This window comes from Pseudobacteroides sp., assembly GCF_036567765.1.
In the GTDB taxonomy this organism is placed as follows: Bacteria; Bacillota; Clostridia; order Acetivibrionales; family DSM-2933; genus Pseudobacteroides.
The window spans coordinates 1-16,228 of sequence record NZ_DATCTU010000084.1 but is presented as its reverse complement, the minus strand read 5'-3'; the positions used below and the strand labels follow the sequence as shown (position 1 = coordinate 16,228).

Annotated in this window: 18 protein-coding genes; 5 read left to right on the top strand and 13 right to left on the bottom strand. The window is 36.5% G+C overall.

The window, feature by feature from the left end:
* Positions 1–276 precede the first annotated feature (276 nt).
* Positions 277–1,032: a hypothetical protein gene (locus tag VIO64_RS12850; RefSeq protein WP_331918810.1), complete on the top strand. Its 756-nt coding sequence runs from the start codon at positions 277–279 to the stop codon at positions 1,030–1,032.
* Positions 1,033–1,101: 69 nt separating this feature from the next.
* On the top strand, positions 1,102–1,947 hold the full coding sequence (locus tag VIO64_RS12845; RefSeq protein ID WP_331918808.1) for an Asp23/Gls24 family envelope stress response protein: 846 nt from the start codon (positions 1,102–1,104) through the stop codon (positions 1,945–1,947).
* A gap of 16 nt (positions 1,948–1,963) precedes the next feature.
* Here VIO64_RS12845 and VIO64_RS12840 read toward each other — a convergent pair whose 3' ends face one another.
* Entirely contained in the window at positions 1,964–2,740 is a 777-nt protein-coding gene (locus VIO64_RS12840; protein ID WP_331918806.1) for a DUF6062 family protein, read from the bottom strand.
* A 186-nt stretch (positions 2,741–2,926) separates the two neighbouring features.
* Here VIO64_RS12840 and VIO64_RS12835 point away from each other — a divergent pair, with 186 nt between their 5' ends.
* A complete protein-coding gene (locus VIO64_RS12835; protein ID WP_331918804.1) occupies positions 2,927–3,811 on the top strand; it encodes a DNA-3-methyladenine glycosylase family protein in 885 nt (294 codons plus the stop codon).
* A 22-nt stretch (positions 3,812–3,833) separates the two neighbouring features.
* Here VIO64_RS12835 and VIO64_RS12830 read toward each other — a convergent pair whose 3' ends face one another.
* Together VIO64_RS12830 and msrB are read right to left on the bottom strand one after the other, a co-directional pair.
* Positions 3,834–4,901, bottom strand: a complete 1,068-nt coding sequence (locus VIO64_RS12830; protein ID WP_331918802.1) for an HD-GYP domain-containing protein — start codon at positions 4,899–4,901, stop codon at positions 3,834–3,836.
* A 30-nt stretch (positions 4,902–4,931) separates the two neighbouring features.
* A complete protein-coding gene (gene msrB, locus VIO64_RS12825; protein ID WP_331918800.1) occupies positions 4,932–5,927 on the bottom strand; it encodes a peptide-methionine (R)-S-oxide reductase MsrB in 996 nt (331 codons plus the stop codon).
* 203 nt (positions 5,928–6,130) lie between these two features.
* Here msrB and VIO64_RS12820 point away from each other — a divergent pair, with 203 nt between their 5' ends.
* Positions 6,131–6,397: a LysM domain-containing protein gene (locus VIO64_RS12820; protein WP_331918798.1), complete on the top strand. Its 267-nt coding sequence runs from the start codon at positions 6,131–6,133 to the stop codon at positions 6,395–6,397.
* A gap of 157 nt (positions 6,398–6,554) precedes the next feature.
* Positions 6,555–7,199, top strand: a complete 645-nt coding sequence (locus tag VIO64_RS12815) for a DJ-1/PfpI family protein (protein WP_331918796.1) — start codon at positions 6,555–6,557, stop codon at positions 7,197–7,199.
* A 106-nt stretch (positions 7,200–7,305) separates the two neighbouring features.
* On the opposite strand, the gene VIO64_RS12810 is transcribed toward VIO64_RS12815, so the two are convergent.
* The 10 genes from VIO64_RS12810 to VIO64_RS12765 all read right to left on the bottom strand — a co-directional run.
* Positions 7,306–8,211, bottom strand: coding sequence for an AraC family transcriptional regulator (locus tag VIO64_RS12810; protein WP_331918794.1), 906 nt, complete (start codon positions 8,209–8,211; stop codon positions 7,306–7,308).
* Positions 8,212–8,214: 3 nt separating this feature from the next.
* Positions 8,215–8,838 (bottom strand): PH domain-containing protein, encoded by a 624-nt coding sequence (locus VIO64_RS12805; protein WP_331918792.1) that lies wholly within the window; start codon positions 8,836–8,838, stop codon positions 8,215–8,217.
* A 284-nt stretch (positions 8,839–9,122) separates the two neighbouring features.
* The gene (locus VIO64_RS12800; protein ID WP_331918790.1) at positions 9,123–10,115 is read right to left on the bottom strand and encodes a diaminopimelate dehydrogenase; all 993 of its coding nucleotides are present in this window, start codon (positions 10,113–10,115) and stop codon (positions 9,123–9,125) included.
* A 181-nt stretch (positions 10,116–10,296) separates the two neighbouring features.
* Entirely contained in the window at positions 10,297–10,749 is a 453-nt protein-coding gene (def, locus tag VIO64_RS12795) for a peptide deformylase (RefSeq protein ID WP_331918788.1), read from the bottom strand.
* Positions 10,750–10,986, bottom strand: a complete 237-nt coding sequence (locus VIO64_RS12790; protein ID WP_331918786.1) for a helix-turn-helix transcriptional regulator — start codon at positions 10,984–10,986, stop codon at positions 10,750–10,752.
* 200 nt (positions 10,987–11,186) lie between these two features.
* Positions 11,187–11,666: a 23S rRNA (pseudouridine(1915)-N(3))-methyltransferase RlmH gene (gene rlmH / locus VIO64_RS12785; RefSeq protein ID WP_331918784.1), complete on the bottom strand. Its 480-nt coding sequence runs from the start codon at positions 11,664–11,666 to the stop codon at positions 11,187–11,189.
* A gap of 34 nt (positions 11,667–11,700) precedes the next feature.
* The gene (locus VIO64_RS12780) at positions 11,701–12,492 is read right to left on the bottom strand and encodes an MBL fold metallo-hydrolase (protein ID WP_331918782.1); all 792 of its coding nucleotides are present in this window, start codon (positions 12,490–12,492) and stop codon (positions 11,701–11,703) included.
* A 39-nt stretch (positions 12,493–12,531) separates the two neighbouring features.
* On the bottom strand, positions 12,532–13,797 hold the full coding sequence (locus VIO64_RS12775; RefSeq protein ID WP_331918780.1) for a UDP-N-acetylglucosamine 1-carboxyvinyltransferase: 1,266 nt from the start codon (positions 13,795–13,797) through the stop codon (positions 12,532–12,534).
* Between the two features lie 188 nt (positions 13,798–13,985).
* A complete protein-coding gene (locus VIO64_RS12770) occupies positions 13,986–14,810 on the bottom strand; it encodes a hypothetical protein (protein WP_331918778.1) in 825 nt (274 codons plus the stop codon).
* A gap of 10 nt (positions 14,811–14,820) precedes the next feature.
* On the bottom strand, positions 14,821–16,228 hold a 1,408-nt coding region (locus VIO64_RS12765; protein ID WP_331918774.1), incomplete at its 5' end, for a hypothetical protein.

Here is a 16,228-nt window from a genome sequence, read left to right as displayed (position 1 = left end):
TATATATATTGACAAGTTAATTTCTAATGATACAATATATTGTGTAATGAAAAACCAGCAGGAAATATTGCCCAACACACTTGTATTATATTTATTTTTATATATTTATACAAAAGACAATATTTTGGAATTACTAATGACGAAAACGTGAAATAACAAATGAAGAATTATCCGGGGGAAGAAAAGAGAGAGTACGCACTCTCTTTTTCCCATTTATACCACTTTTAATCATATATTTTGTCAATTATAAAAATACATATTTTAAAGGGGGAGCGAATGAGTATAGGAATTGAAACAGCACGCCAGAAGCTTATAACAAGTTATGGAGTCGATGTAGACAAGTATTCCAGTGATGAAATGGTAGATGATATTTCAGAAAATTTAGAGGGCATCCTATCTTTTAGCTTTACCACAATACTTCCTATAGTAATTACAGGCATACTTTCCATAGCATCCACTGTCGCTTTATGGTTTGCCTATAATTCGCCAATATTTTGCATATTATTTTTTATCTTTTCAATTCCGATTTTTTTCCTTGGTGCAGGTACATTAGGACTCTCTTTCGCAGCTGAAAATTTATATAACGGGATTAGCTTTATATTGGGCTTTACTGCAAATATTACACGTGACATTCGAAAAGGAAAAAACAGCCAGGCTAATACCAATTCTAAAGACTTAACGGTCCTTGTTCTTTACGGAATTGTTTTTCCTATAGTTAAAAAAATTATAAGAAACACCTTTTTAGGAGGCATACTTTATTTTATTATTGAGAAGGCTGTAAATAGAGGCTCAAGTACAATTAACGATGGACTCGATACACAATCACCTGAGCTGGCTGAAAACGCATCGGCTGAAGATACATCAGGTGATAATTCCAAGAAAAGCCTGTTTAAAGTTTCCAATAATGTAAAAACAATTTCAAAGCTCGCCCTTAAGTCTACCATCACATTTCTGAAGGTATTGGGTATTATATTTACTGTGATAGGTTTGATACTAATAGCTTTACTGTTTTTGGTACATTCCATATTGTAAACTCTGTTAATTTAATAACATTTATGGTATACTACTAATGCAATATACGGCTATTTTCGGAGGTACAAGTTGAGAGTTGTAGCTTTTATCGGACCAAGCGGTACAGGAAAAAGCCACAGAGCAACCTGGGTTGCAAAAGAACGTGGCATTGATTTTATAATAGATGATGGAATTTTAATCCGTGGAAATCGCATTGTGGCAGGTCGTTCTGCTAAAAGGGAGGCCACAAAGATAGCCTCTGTTAAGTGTGCTCTGTTTCATAGTGATGACCATGCATATGACGTGAAGCGTGCCATAGAACTGTACAAACCAGCTGCAATGCTTATTCTGGGTACATCTGAGGGCATGGTTGAAAAAATAGCAAGCAGACTAGAAGTTGGACCCATAAACGAGAAGGTTTACATAACAGACGTAGCCAGCGAGTTTGAAATAAATCAGGCAAGATCTACAAGAATGCAGCAGGGAAAACATGTTATACCGGTTCCTACCTTTGAGATAAAGAAGGACTTTTCGGGTTACTTTCTTGATCCTCTTCAGATCTTTAAAAGAAAGGGCAAGGGCAGCTATCAGCTTGTAGGGGAAAAATCCGTTGTACGTCCCACATTCAGCTATCTTGGCAAATATACAATATCTGATTACACAGTTTATCAGATAATAGAGCATGTGGTTTCAAAGATAGAAGGGGTTAGCAGGATTTCACGATTCCGTGCTGAAAATCACCCTGACGGTATATATATAGAAATGGATCTAATACTCATTTATGGATATATAATAAGGCCTCTTTTAAGAAAGGTTCAAGAAGATGTCAGCGAAGAAGTCGAAAGACTCACAGCCCTAAATATAAAGGCTCTTAACCTTGTGGCTAAAAGCCTTGTCATTGATCCTAATAAAGTCAGGAATAAGATAGAAAAGTAACATTTTAATCCTTTTATTAAGAAAAATCGCAGAAGCCTACGATCTTCTGAATGCTCCTTGGAACAGCATCTTTCGAGTTTCCCCAAGGGGCATCGTTATTTCTGTAGTCGAACTTTTTGGTAAACCAGCTGACTTCCTCCTTTATCCTTTCCAGGTTTTCCAACTGAAGTTCCATAAGGTTTGCTACAAAAACAGCTGTTTCTTTGGCATTTAAGAACTTTTTAGTGCCTTCCAAAAGGTCTTTAAGGTGCTTTAAACAAAATCCCTTCTTGCTATTAAACAGTACCTTAAAATCACTTTCTTTAAACCAGAGATATAGTATGACATCTATATACCTTTCCATAGTATGGTCAAGCTTTCCGCAAACAGTGCACTTTCCTTCCAGTTCATTTAAAACCTCCAGAAGGCTATCCACCATTTTGTCGGTATCGGTTTTCTTCATTGAGACCTTGCTGGAAAGATTCTTCATCATAGACATTTCTGCATCCTTTTTCACGGCATCCTTTTTGCTCTCATATACCCTTCCGATATTATGGTTCTGCTGCGTAATATGGGTTTCTAGTATTAATCCCAACCCAAGCCTGTTTTGCTGTCTATTGTAAAGCTTCTCAAAATGTTTTCTGCAAAAACCCTTTTCATTGGTTTCAATTCGTCCCTCAGGCTCCATAAGCGACGGCCCTAATATGTAGTCAATACATTCATCCTCAAGTTTTTTTTCCAGAACACACATAGGGCACTCGCATTCAACCCCAAAGGCTTCAGTAACTGGTATTGTATAAATTTTTTCTTTCATATTGGCTCCACCTTGACATGAATTTTTGGCTGTCTATACTCTTAATTATAGGAATTTGAAAAATCAATAACACTTTTAGTCATGATCATTCATGCCTTAATATAAATAATATGATACCATGTTATTATATCAGAAAAGTATGGGAAAATATATAATAACAAATAACATGGAACTGGAGACTCACTTATGGATTATAAAGGATACACTGTCTATGAAAATAATACCGGTATAGAAATTGAAGGAGTACGCGACTTTGACCTTATGCACATTTTCGACTGCGGCCAAAGCTTCAGATGGCTAAAACAGCATGACGGAAGCTATATGGGAGTTGTGGGAGACAAGGTTTCCCGCGTGAAATTTGAGAACGAGAAGCTTCATATTTCCAATTCAAACTTCGATGACTTTATCAATATTTGGTATGATTACTTTGACCTTGGAACAGATTACGGAGAAATAAAAAAAACCCTTTGCAGTAAGGATGATGTTATGGCACAGGCAATACCCTTCGGTCAGGGCATTAGGCTTTTAAGGCAGGATATATGGGAACTTCTCATTTCATTCATAATCTCCGCAAACAATAGAATTCCCCGCATTATGAAATCTGTAGAAACCCTGTCGCAAAGCTTTGGAAGCAAAATAAGCACAGAAGAAGGTGAGTTTTACACATTTCCAAGTCCGGAGGCTCTTTCTTCCTGCCCAATAAATGAAATTGATATTTGTAAAGCCGGGTTCAGATGCAAATATATTTCACAAACTTCTAAAATGGTGAGGAATGGGGTTGTGGATTTAGACACTTTAAAAAACATGGAAACCGATAAAGCCAGGGGCGAGCTTATAAAGCTCTCAGGCGTGGGCCCTAAGGTGGCTGACTGTATTCTGCTGTTCTCCGGTACAAAATTCGATGTATTCCCAACTGATGTGTGGATAAAAAGAATACTGGAGGTTTTATATTTTAAAAGAGAGGCTACCCTTAAGGAAATAGATCAATTTTCGAAGAAACATTTCGGCAGCCTGGCTGGTTATGCTCAGCAGTACCTGTTTTTCTTTGCACGGGAAACTCGGATAAGGTAGAGTTATGGCGGAATTTTTTATTCTATATAATTTCTAGAATTTTTATATCCTTTCGAACCCTAAGGTCTAGCGTGGTTCCATCCTTAAGCTTTATTAACGGTCTGGAAATAAATTCGTTATCTATATAAAATATATGCCCCTCCAAACCATTACTTAGTTTTACATTATCACCAATATAATACATAGCTATATTGGTGATAAGAGTATAAACTGTCAGAGCATCAAATTTTTGTGAGGCGGATGATTCAAATATTTCAAAAACGCTGAATGGAGTATCTGTTCTTTTATAAACCCTGTCCAAAGTTATCATGCTGTATAAATCAGCTACAGAAATAATTTTAGCAATAAGATTTATTTTGTCTCCCTTGACTCCATTAGGATACCCGCTGCCATCTTCCCTTTCATGATGCATAAGTATACCCTTGCATACATCATCTGAAAATCCTGTTTTAGCTTTAAGAATATCATACCCGTATTGTGTATGCTTTTTTATTTCAAGAGATTCACTCTCTGTCAATGCAGTCTTCTTGTTGAGAATTCCCCGCGGAACCTTTGCCTTTCCAATATCATGCAGCAGGCCTGCTATTGTAAGCTCTTCAACCTCTTTAGAACTAAGTTTCATCCAGTTACCAATGAGGCAGCATATACTGGCTACGTTTAAACTATGGGAATACATGTAATCACCGATGGATTTTAAACTTCTTATACACCGTAAAAGATCTCCGGTGGATTTATCCGAATTTATAATAGACGCAGAAATTTCGTTAGCACTTTGCTCCAACTCAATGGAATCATCTTTAAGTACGTTACTAAACAATGTCTTGATGTTTTCAATTCTTTTTACATACTCTTTTTTGGTTTCCTTCACAGATGGTGAGTCATTAGTTGAATCTTGAGGAGAATTTTGCCCAGGATCCTGTTCACTGATTACCCAAACCATTTCGATATTGTTAATAACAAGCTTGTCTATTGTAAAATCGCTTAGAACAGTACCTTCCTTCATCAAAATAGCACCCTTATCAGTATAGATATCCTTAGACAGGATCATACCAGGTTTACATTCCTCAATTCTAGTATTATATTGTCCCATAACACACCTCCGTGTATATAATTCTTTATACTATGTTTTCGCAGTAAACAGCTTCAGATATTCCTCATATCCCGCTTCTCCCATCTCCTCCAAAGGTATAAACCTTAGAGAGGCCGAATTGATGCAATATCTAAGCCCTGTAGAGTGAGCAGGTCCATCATTGAAGACATGACCTAAATGTGAGTCCCCTTCCTTACTTCTCACCTCAGTCCTTATCATAAAGTGACTTCTGTCAGTTTTTGTTGTTATTTTGTTGTCAGATATAGGTTTTGTAAAGCTAGGCCAACCACATCCAGAATCATATTTGTCTATTGAACTGAAAAGTGGTTCTCCAGAAACAATGTCTACATAAATACCTTTACGAAAATTGTCATAGTACTCGTTATCAAACGGCGGCTCAGTACCGTTTTCCTGCGTAACCTTATATTGAATTGGAGTGAGCCTCTTTTTTAAGTCGTCGCTGGGTTTCTTAGCTTCTCCTTCCAATATGAATTCAGTCTTATCCCAAAGTTTTTTTACAGCAGCATCACGTCCCGATGCCAATCTATACCCTTTATAATGTTCAGGGTTCTTTTTATGATAATCCTGATGGTATTCCTCCGCATCATAAAACTTTTCAAATTTTATAATATTTGTTGCAATGGGCTTTGAAAACCCTGCTTTATTGTTTAAAATGTTCTTTGACTCTTCCGCTAACCTTTTCTGCTCGTCATTATGATAAAAAATTGCGGTCCTGTATTGGGTACCTCTGTCATAAAACTGCCCACCTTCGTCTAAAGGGTCTATCTGTCTCCAGAATACCTCCAGAAGCTCCTGATAACTTATCTTGCCAGGATCATACTCAACTTGAACAGCTTCATAATGACCTGTGTCTCCTCTGCATATACTTTTATAGGTTGGATTCTCCGATTGCCCCCCGGTATAACCCGACTTTACATTTGTAACACCCTCCAAGCTTTCAAAGGGCTGTACCATACACCAAAAGCATCCTCCTGCAAACGTTGCTTTTTCATTTTTACTGTCCATATTCTATCACATCCTATCGGCTGGAATTCTAACAATCATTACTATATTTATTCCACACCATAGAATTTTTATAGCACTATAACAAAACATATTTTTTTATTTATCGGCAGTAATTAATTGGACGTTAACACAATTTTCTTAAGAACCTCACCGTAACCCATTATGTTAACTTCGAATATAATGAATAGTAGAAAGGTTTGGTGATGTTATGTTCCTTAAATGCATTAACAGCATCAAACCCCAGTGTTAATCTCAATAATCTAACTATTGGTCAAATTCTTTGCATACCGAAAAAAGTATGTCCACCCGGTACCATGACCCATACAGTTGCTCAGGGAGAAACTGTATATACGATAGCACAGAGATATTATACAACCATAGATGTGCTTCTGTACATGAATCCTAACCTGAATGTAAATTCAATAAATCCAGGTGACACAATCTGTGTCCCAATAGGTGCACCTGAATAGAGCCCAAAAACTTACTGTAAAAAAGCAGAAAAACGCTGTATTTTTTCACTTCAATTCAATTTCCATTTTTTATATAATTTTATCATAGATTAAAAATTTAACACTTTTAATCTAGATTAAACGTTTAATCATTAAATAATGGATTGGAGGAACAAATATGTCTAAGCGATTGTTAAGTTTGGCACTGGTAATTTCAATTTTGCTGTCATTGGCTGCAGCGGTAAATGCATGTAATCCCTCAAAGTACAAGAAAGATAACGGCAGAAAAAAAGTAGTAATGGTAATTGCCGAAAGTAACTTTGAGGACGTGGAGTTTTATAAACCAAAGGAGATACTGGAGAATCATGGTGTTAAGGTTACCGTAGCAAGCACTACAACCAAGGCAGCAACAGGTACTAATGGAGGTACGTACAAGCCTGATATTCTGATACAAGATGTAAGGGTCCATAAATATGATGCTGTAATAGTCATCGGTGGAACTGGGATTATGAATGAGTGGGATAATCTGGAACTTAGAAGTCTTATTATAAATGCAGACAAACAAAAAAAGATTGTAGCTGCAATTTGTGCTGCTCCTCCCATTTTAGCAAGAGCGGGAATTTTGAAGGGAAAAGATGCCACTTGCTTCCCCTGGTCAGGTATCTATGATGAGCTTACAAATAACGGTGCCAACTACGTTGATTCTGAAACAGTCAGATCAGGCAACATAATAACAGGAAGAAACCCTGATGCTTCGGAGGCTTTCGGTATAAAATTGTGCGAAGCCCTGAAGGTATTGGGTAAACCCCATACCAATCAATAAACATTATTGGTTTGATTATACTTGGTTTGATTATACTTGGTTTGATTGGGTGGGAATTAAAATCCCACCCTTTTATTTGCTAAACGTTACATCAAATCTGTACGGGCTACTTCATGCTGCAATATTTATCCCTATATTCACTGGGTGTAAAACCGATATGCTTTTTAACCACTCTGCCAAAATGCGTAGTGTCGGAAAATCCGGTACGTTCTGCAATCTCCTCAATTGGCAGCATCGAGTCCCTTAACATAACACTTGCCATACATACTCTGACATTGATGATATATTTTTTAATTGTCATTCCTGTAGCTTTAAAAAAATTCTCACCTACTGTTGTTCTGTTTGTATGAAAAATATCACTTATAGTTTCCAAAGTGATTTTATCTTTGTAATTTAAGGTTATGTAAGTTATTATCTGATTAATAAAAGGATCATCTGATTGTGCAGGAGTATCCTTAAACATGCCTCGTTCCAAATACAGCCTGTATATCTGAAATAAAAGCTCAAAAAAATATGACCGGCTCCTGCAAGGCCAAAAGAAGTCATTCTGCTCATATATTTGCCGATAAATTTCCCCAAATAATATAGAAATATTTGATGCTGTACCCGGCCCTATGTGGATTAACCCATTATACTTCAAGTCCCGCTTAATGAACGGAAGAAACCAGTCCATGTCCATATGTACCGCACCATCCAAGTAGCCGTAATTACGTACATTTTCAAAATTAAAAACACCATTCACAAAGGAAGGATGGAAGTAAATGGACCTGGCCTTAATGCTATTATTGTGCTCTAAATGCACAGTCTCAGCTTCATTTAAGCAAATAATACATGGCGATGCTAGATGTAGTTGGTTACTATTAACACTTAAAACGCCGTTTCCCGATTCCATGAATGTAATGCAAAACCTTGAACTGCAGCCCATATAAGGGTTGAACTCTTCCTTATCATTGAGGTATACAGGTATTTTATAACCGATATTATTTTTTGTTCCTACACTAATCAATTCCATATATTAATTATTGATATACTTTAAAAATACATCACTAAAGTCTTCTACAACATATTTATTTCTATTTGTAACCAACCACTCAAATGAATAATCTGTAATGTCTTTAAAGTTTTGTACAACATCCTTCGATTCTGCTCTGAGTCCGCTAAACGATGATACAGCATATTGTATGCTTTGATTTGCGTAATCCAATCCTATTTTATTTTCATATGTAATGATAGAAATTTTAAATAATGCTTTATATAAATCCTTCAATTTTTCAACCTGCTTTTTATCTACATCAATTGAAAACGGTACATCTCCCATAGTGAACTTGATTTCCACATCCAAGTCTACTGTTCCAGCAGTTTCCAGAAATACATTTCTAATGGGATATAAAAAATATTCATACCTTCTCAGCATTCTTTTTTTACTTATTGCACTTTTACCATCAACATGAATCAATGCTCTATTTGTAAAGCAATACTCATCTGCCTTTGATTTAATCAAGAAGAATATTTTCTCGTCATCTTCATGAAAAACATAATCATCCGCTTCTACCTTATCAAAATCCTTTGGATCTATTATTTTTCCTATATCACTTAATCCCAATGCTTCTGATGCTATCCTTCCAAACAATTTGTACACCACCTTTAATAATTGTTTTGATTAACTATATAATATTTTAGCATTTGCACAACATAAAATCAATCAAGATCCTTAATCCAACAGGAAGACTTGCATAGATTGCTCAATAATACTTGTATCCGATTGATTACTTAATAGGATACCTTTTTCTCTTTCATTGTTGTAGACATATAAAAGTAAAAACTGCCGGTAAATAACCCAGCAGCTTTTACTTTTATATCCACAGTAAGATTTTTTATATACTATTTATCTAAAATTATCTATTTATATGCTGCTTATGAGGCTTAAAGCAATTCCTTTATAAGCTCCGCAGATGATTTTGGTGAAAGATAAGCTAGAGGAATATCAAATACAGTTTTTGCACCATACTGGCCTTCTTTACTTAGTCTATAGGTTGCTCTAGCATAAGCAACTAATACACTGGCAGTAAACTCAGGATTGCTGTCAAGCTTTAATGAGAATTCTATAATGTGGTTTGTTTTATTACCTTCTCCAGTATTTCCGCTTCTGATAACAAATCCTCCGTGCGGCATTGCAGCATGTTGGCTTTTTAATTCTTCCTCTGTTATAAAGGTAACTCTTGTCTCGTAGTCTGCAAAGTAGTTGGGCATGTTTTTAATTTCCTGCTCTATTTTTGACTTATCAGCCCCTTCTTCTGCAACAACATAGCAATCCCTTAAATGCTTTTCTTTGGTTGTCAATTTAGGATTAACTCCGCTTCTAACCTTTTTGATTGCTTCTTCCATCGGAATAGTATACTGCACTCCTCCTTTTACGCCTTTTATCCTGCGTATTGCATCGGAGTGCCCCTGGCTTACACCTCTGCCCCAAAACGTGTAATCATTTCCAACGGGCAGTACTGCCCCGGCAAGCATACGGTTCATTGAAAACAAACCTGGATCCCAACCTACCGAAATGGTACTGGTTTTCTCGCTCTTCTTTGCAGCAGCATCCACAGCATCGAAATACTCTGGAATCTTTGCATGTGTGTCGAAACTATCTACAGTGTTGAACATCTTTGCAAAATCAGGCCCTTGCTCTGGTAAATCAGTAGCTGAACCACCGCACAGGATCATTACATCAATTTTGTCTTTATATGTTTCCGCTTCCGATATGTTTAGTACTTTACATCCCTTGCTTTTAACAACAACACTCTCCGGAGATCTTCTAGTAAATACCGCAACCAGCTCCATGTCTAGGTTTTGATTGATTGACTCTTCTACTCCCCTCCCCAAATTTCCATAACCTACAATTCCTACTCTGATTTTCCCTGACATATTTATCCTCCTATTATATAAATGAAATTATCATCCCAGAATACTCATTTGTAACTGTAATACAATTTTACAAATAATGCAAGCCCTATATGATATTTTCACTTATGATAGGTCTCACCGTATCACTAGACAACTAAACCAAATAGTTTATTATTTATTAGCCCAATAATAGAGATTTGTATTACTTTATGTATTCACTAACTAAATCAGTAAAAAGAATACCTTCTAAATGGTCTATTTCGTGACAAAAACATTTTGCTAAATCTCCTGTTCCTGTTAATATAATTTCCTCACCATTTTCACTTAACGCTTGTACCGTTACCTTTGCAGGTCTTATTAACTTTCCAAATGTATTTGGAATACTTAAGCATCCCTCTATGACTTCCTGACTTCCTTCCTGACTAATTATCTTTGGATTAACTAGCTTTATGAGCATCTGTCCCATATCTATTACGACCAATCGTTTTAATATACCTATTTGAGGAGCCGCTAATCCTCCACCATTTTCTGTATTGTACATAGTATCAGCCATATCATTTAGTATTTGTCTTATTTTATCATCCACTGTCTCAACTTCTTTGCTCTTTTTTCTTAATATTTCATCATCAAAGAGTCTAATTTGCCTTATTGCCATTTAAATTACACCTCTACTTTGCTGAGCCCTTGATTTCCTTTCACTTTCTTCAAAAAGGAAAACATCCTCTATGGGACTATGGAATATTTTACCAATGTCATAAGCTAACCATATGGATGGCTCAAACTTTTCTGTTTCAATTGCGTTAATTGCTTGCCTTGATACCCCTACAAGTTCACCTAATTGTTCTTGGGTTAATCCAAGGGATTCACGTAATTCCTTTAATCGATTTTTCATAAATTATCACTCCTGTAATGTTAACCTTACACGAATAATATATCATTATTTGATTTGCGTGTCAAGTTAACCTTACACATTGCCTGCTACAATAAGACTTGTGATTTAGTATGCTTTATCAAATAAATATACATCTCTTAAAATGTAATATAATACATATTTGCCTTAATATTGCTATGTAAAATATTCACATGTAACCCTTATTTGTGATACGTCTCACCCTTCATAATCTTAAAACACCTGAACAATTGCTCCAATAGTATAAGCCTTGCCAATTGATGTGGAAATGTAAGCTCCGAAAGGCACAGCTTATAGTTTGCAGTCTTTGCAAGATCATCATCCAAACCTAATGAGCCCCCTATTACAAACACTATCGACGATACCCCTGAAATAAAAAAAGCTTCCACCCTTTTGGCAAAACCTATTGAATCCGGCTTGTCTCCTTTTAAGTCCAGGACTACGACAAAGGAGCCTTCCTTTATTCTCTTTTTAATTTTGTCAGCTTCTCTTTTCTTAATCTGAATCTCTTGGGCAGTGCTTATATTATCGGGTGCCTGTTCATCCTCCACCTCTATTATTTCAAGGTCACAAAACCTTGAAAGCCTTTTGCTGTACTCTGCAATACCTTCCTTCAGGTATTTCTCCTTAATCCTACCCACTGCAATTATACTTAACTTCACAAAAACTCTCCTTTTTACTTTAGGATGAGTAAGATCACAATTCTATAACCTTCCCCACCCGATCTCTTAATGCTACGCTTAACTCTACATCTTCACCGGGACATATTTGGTTTTCATATAAAACATTGTACACTGTCTGGTATGCCAGTTCCGGGAAGTTGTTTTCCCTGCTCAGGTGCCCGAGAAGGAACTTTTTAGTTCCTTTTTTGGCCATATAGGCAATTACCTTCCCAGCCATTTCATTTGACAAGTGACCATTATCTCCCAATATGCGTTTCTTTAGGCTCCATGGGTATGGCCCAACTTTTAGCATTTCAACATCGTGATTTGACTCAAGGAGTATAAGATCACTTGAATCAAAATGTTCCAAAAGTTTTTTATTTATATGACCTATATCTGTAGCCGTTGTTATTTTCCTGTTGTTTACAACAAAATTAAAACCTACAGGATCAGAAGCATCATGAGGAATGCTGAATGTATTTACACAAATGTCCCCTATCACAAGCTCTTCACCAGTATTAAAGAACCTTTTATTCTCAACCTTTACCGGGCCTATGCTTCGTTCCATTGAACCCCATGTGTTAAAATTGGCATAGATAGGTACATCAAGCTTTCTTGAGATGATTCCTGCACTTCTTATATGGTCAGAGTGTTCATGGGAAATTAAAACAGCACTTATATCCGAAGGGTTTTCCCCAATGGAACAAAGTGCTTCAATTATTCTTTTTCCACTAACACCTGCGTCTATTAATATTTTGGTCCTATCAGTACCGACAAATAAGCAGTTGCCACTACTGCCGCTAAATAAGCTGCAGAATTTAATCATTTGTAAACCTCTCATATCGTAATTGATCAATTCAACTTATTATTCAGATTCGCTCACCCTCATTATGTCAGCTCCCAAGCTCCTGAGCTTGATGTCAAACTTCTCATATCCCCTGTCAATAAGTCTTATGTTATGTACTTCAGTAACACCTTGTGCAGTTAGTGCAGCTATGACCATAGCCGCTCCGCCTCTTAAATCAGTTGCCTTAACAGGAGCCCCTGTCAAAAAATCTGACCCTTCCACAAGTGCCATCCTTCCTTCAACCTTTATCTTGGCACCCATTCTTTTAAGTTCATCTACATACTGAAAACGAGAGTCCCAAACCCCTTCCGTTACAGTGCTGATACCATCTGCCAGACACAAGAGTATTGTGGCTAAAGGATGAAGATCCGTTGGAAAACCTGGATACGGCAATGTTTTTATATTGGCCTTACTGATAGTATCAGTTCCTTGAACTCTTATCCAATCCTCACCTTCAATTACTTTTACATTCATTTCTATCAATTTGGCTGTAAGAGACTCAACGTGTTTTGGTATTATGTTTTTAACAACAACATCACCTCTCGTGGCTGCCCCTGCCACCATAAACGTTCCCGCTTCAATCATATCGGGTATGATTGAGTGAGTCAGCCCTCCGCTTAAAACCTCCACACCCTTTATCTTAATCACATCTGTCCCTGCACCTTTAACATTTGCCCCCATGGCATTTAAGAAATTTGCAACATCTACCACGTAAGGCTCTTTTGCAGCGTTTTCAATTATGGTAGTGCCCTCGGCCTTTACTGCCGCAAGCATAAGGTTGATTGTAGCACCTAGACTTACTACGTCAAGATATATCTGTGCCCCTACAAGCTTATCTGCCTGAACTTTAACAATACCATGCTCTATAACCACTCTGGCACCTAATGCTTCAAAGCCTTTTATGTGCTGGTCTATAGGCCTGAATCCAAAGTCACAACCTCCCGGCAAAGCAACCTCTGCCTTTTTAAATCTTCCTAATAAAGCACCTATAAGGTAATAAGACGCTCTTATACTTTTTACCATGTCGTATGGTGCCGAGTAGCAGCTTAAGTACTGTGTATTGACGCTGATAGAGTTCTCATCATCAAATCTCACCTCAGCACCAAGCTTTGATATAATATCAATTAAAACCCTGACATCACTAATATCAGGTATGTTTTCTATTTTACAAGGGCCATCCACCAATAATGCGGCAGGAATAATAGCTACTGCTGCGTTTTTTGCACCGCTTATGTTAACCTCACCATTTAATGCCCTTTGACTTCGAATAACAAACTTATCCAAAACCATCCCTCAACTTTCAATAAACGAAATTAAAATTACCCGGAAATAAACAAAACTTATCATTTTACTGCTTAACAACTCGTTTCAATTATAGCACTTATAAAAATAATTTACAAAACAAAATATAATAATTTGTGCAGTTATATCTAACCACTTAAATTCCACAATTTTACAACGCCATTTGAATGCTAGGGTAGACTGAGCTTTTGTCCGTTAAATGCATTGTAAAAAGATTCACTTCCATCACTAAACCTGACACGCCATGCCAAAACATCGAATAATGGGATGTCATTATCGGAAAAATCACCATAGCCTATGTCTATATTATTAATATCCACATTTTTTATATCTGTCATTTTAAGAAGTATCTGATATGCGTCAACTGTTTTTTGTGTTGTGTTCTTTTTTATACCTCTCACATTCCTGTATTTAAAATCAAGCTTTTTTATACCACTTGCACCAATTTCAGCTTTTATGTAATTATCAAACAATATGTAATCTTCATACACCTGCTTATATTCAAACCTATATATGCTATCTTTTGCAAACTTACTCTCTATTTTAAAATCCTCATAAGGAATGCCCGTTTTTTCTAAAGCACCTTCCAGCATCATCCTTGCTTTTTCAAGATCAGTAATACTCTCCACAGCCATCGGCCTATCATCCTTAAATTCAAAACTGTTATCGTGGAATATAATCTCTTTTGTACCCTCTCCAATTATTTTGCCTTCCTCTATCTCATCTCTAGCTTTTGAACCTAAAAGAGCATCTGCTATTTTGTGCCTGTCTTCCAGATATTGACCAAAGATAAGTGTAGCCCCTTTAGCTGCCGAAGGTATTTCACAATTTACACCGATTCCTCTGCTTGCTAAAACAGTAAGGGTATTAGAGCTCAATTCATCCGAAAGAATAATTCCTCCTCCGGAAAAAGCCATATAATTATTATAAAGCAATATGCTGTTTAACACTATAAAAACTACAAGCAAAATATTTTTTGCTTTCGACCAATCCATAAGGCCTCCTTTATTTTGGTACCATCTTTTGTATAAATCGCTCTTTTTTTTCCGTTATCATCAGCCACAATGGCTTCAATTCCTGTATATTGGCGTCTAATTGCACCTCGTAACAAGGATGAACGTCTTTAATGGACTCAATGTCGGGCCTTACCTGTGATAAGCTGTCTTTCAAATCCGCAAACAGCAAATTGTATTCCTTATCACCCCTATGAATAAACTCCTTTATTATCCACTCACAGTCCAAAACCCTCTTGTCTGTGGCTTCAATTATTATGGCACTGGTATGTTTATTGTTTTCTTTATTTTGAGAATAAAAATATACAGGAGTGCCATCCAAACGATAATCAAATGTGAATCTGTACCTGTCTCTCTCTTCCACAAGCCCAGAGAAGTATATTTCCAGTTCTGGTTCCGAATGCTGACTATCTATAGTCTCCGGTTTTATGACAAGATCGAGTTTGGATCCTATGAATTCGGTAACTTTTTCAAAGGCCTCATCCAGCCCGCCTTTGTTTACATTACCCTCGGTCTGAAGATAATGATATTCTAAAAGTCCACTGTCATGAACCTTGTATGTGTTGCCTACATTCCTAAATGTAGCACTGTTTACGTCAACAGAAGATAAGAAGCTATCTGCTTCACTTTTTAGAACCTTTTGAGCCAGTTCTTTTTTCCTCTGGGAAATAATATCTTCATTTTTATTCTGTCTATCCAACTCCGGAATTATGAACTCATCAGGAGACTTACAACTGTAGTTTTTAAATGTGCTAAACTTACTTGATTGAGGAACTAAAAGAAGCATATCCCTTGGAATGCCAATTATATTATTTGAAGCACTGCTTATACCTTCATTAACCATGCTATATTTGGAATATGGGGAATTCTTTCTGTTTAATTCTCCTATCATACCTTGATACCATTTTTTACCTGTATTTCCCTTGAAGGATAGGCTATACTGAAATACTTTTTTGCCAATCTCGTCAATTATTTTAATACTGCATGAATCCTCTTCATTTGTCAGATTCGGAACAATGATAACCTTCTTTATTCCTGAAATCTCTTTATTTATAATATTTACACCGGAGAAATCAAGTAACCACGGTAGCATGCTTGAGTTGATGCTTGTACTGAACTCAAATGCGACAAAGGGAGTTTCCATGAATTTAAGAACAATTTCTTCCGTTAGGGGTGATACTTTGTTACTTCTTATTTCAGCCTTCGTAAGAATGTCAGCAAGATAAAGCTTCATGTCTGCATAAAGCTTAGGAAAAAATGATGTGTCGTTTTTATCTATTATCCAGCTATTTGTATGAAAGCTTTCTGACACAATAACCCTAGAAGGAAGGAATAAGTTTTCCTTAAATTCAATGAGGTCTTTTTGTAAGGAGGTATCCTTCTTATTGAAAAACTCACTA

What these genes read in the sequence shown, in the direction of transcription:
- def (WP_331918788.1), bottom strand. Translation starts at nt 10,749, where the DNA reads ATGGCAATAAGGCAAATTAGACTCTTTGATGATGAAATATTAAGAAAA.
- VIO64_RS12815 (WP_331918796.1), top strand. Translation starts at nt 6,555, where the DNA reads ATGTCTAAGCGATTGTTAAGTTTGGCACTGGTAATTTCAATTTTGCTG.
- VIO64_RS12830 (WP_331918802.1), bottom strand. Translation starts at nt 4,901, where the DNA reads ATGGGACAATATAATACTAGAATTGAGGAATGTAAACCTGGTATGATC.
- VIO64_RS12835 (WP_331918804.1), top strand. Translation starts at nt 2,927, where the DNA reads ATGGATTATAAAGGATACACTGTCTATGAAAATAATACCGGTATAGAA.
- VIO64_RS12850 (WP_331918810.1), top strand. Translation starts at nt 277, where the DNA reads ATGAGTATAGGAATTGAAACAGCACGCCAGAAGCTTATAACAAGTTAT.
- VIO64_RS12770 (WP_331918778.1), bottom strand. Translation starts at nt 14,810, where the DNA reads ATGGATTGGTCGAAAGCAAAAAATATTTTGCTTGTAGTTTTTATAGTG.
- VIO64_RS12780 (WP_331918782.1), bottom strand. Translation starts at nt 12,492, where the DNA reads ATGATTAAATTCTGCAGCTTATTTAGCGGCAGTAGTGGCAACTGCTTA.
- msrB (WP_331918800.1), bottom strand. Translation starts at nt 5,927, where the DNA reads ATGGACAGTAAAAATGAAAAAGCAACGTTTGCAGGAGGATGCTTTTGG.
- VIO64_RS12840 (WP_331918806.1), bottom strand. Translation starts at nt 2,740, where the DNA reads ATGAAAGAAAAAATTTATACAATACCAGTTACTGAAGCCTTTGGGGTT.
- VIO64_RS12790 (WP_331918786.1), bottom strand. Translation starts at nt 10,986, where the DNA reads ATGAAAAATCGATTAAAGGAATTACGTGAATCCCTTGGATTAACCCAA.
- VIO64_RS12800 (WP_331918790.1), bottom strand. Translation starts at nt 10,115, where the DNA reads ATGTCAGGGAAAATCAGAGTAGGAATTGTAGGTTATGGAAATTTGGGG.
- VIO64_RS12820 (WP_331918798.1), top strand. Translation starts at nt 6,131, where the DNA reads ATGTTATGTTCCTTAAATGCATTAACAGCATCAAACCCCAGTGTTAAT.
- VIO64_RS12810 (WP_331918794.1), bottom strand. Translation starts at nt 8,211, where the DNA reads ATGGAATTGATTAGTGTAGGAACAAAAAATAATATCGGTTATAAAATA.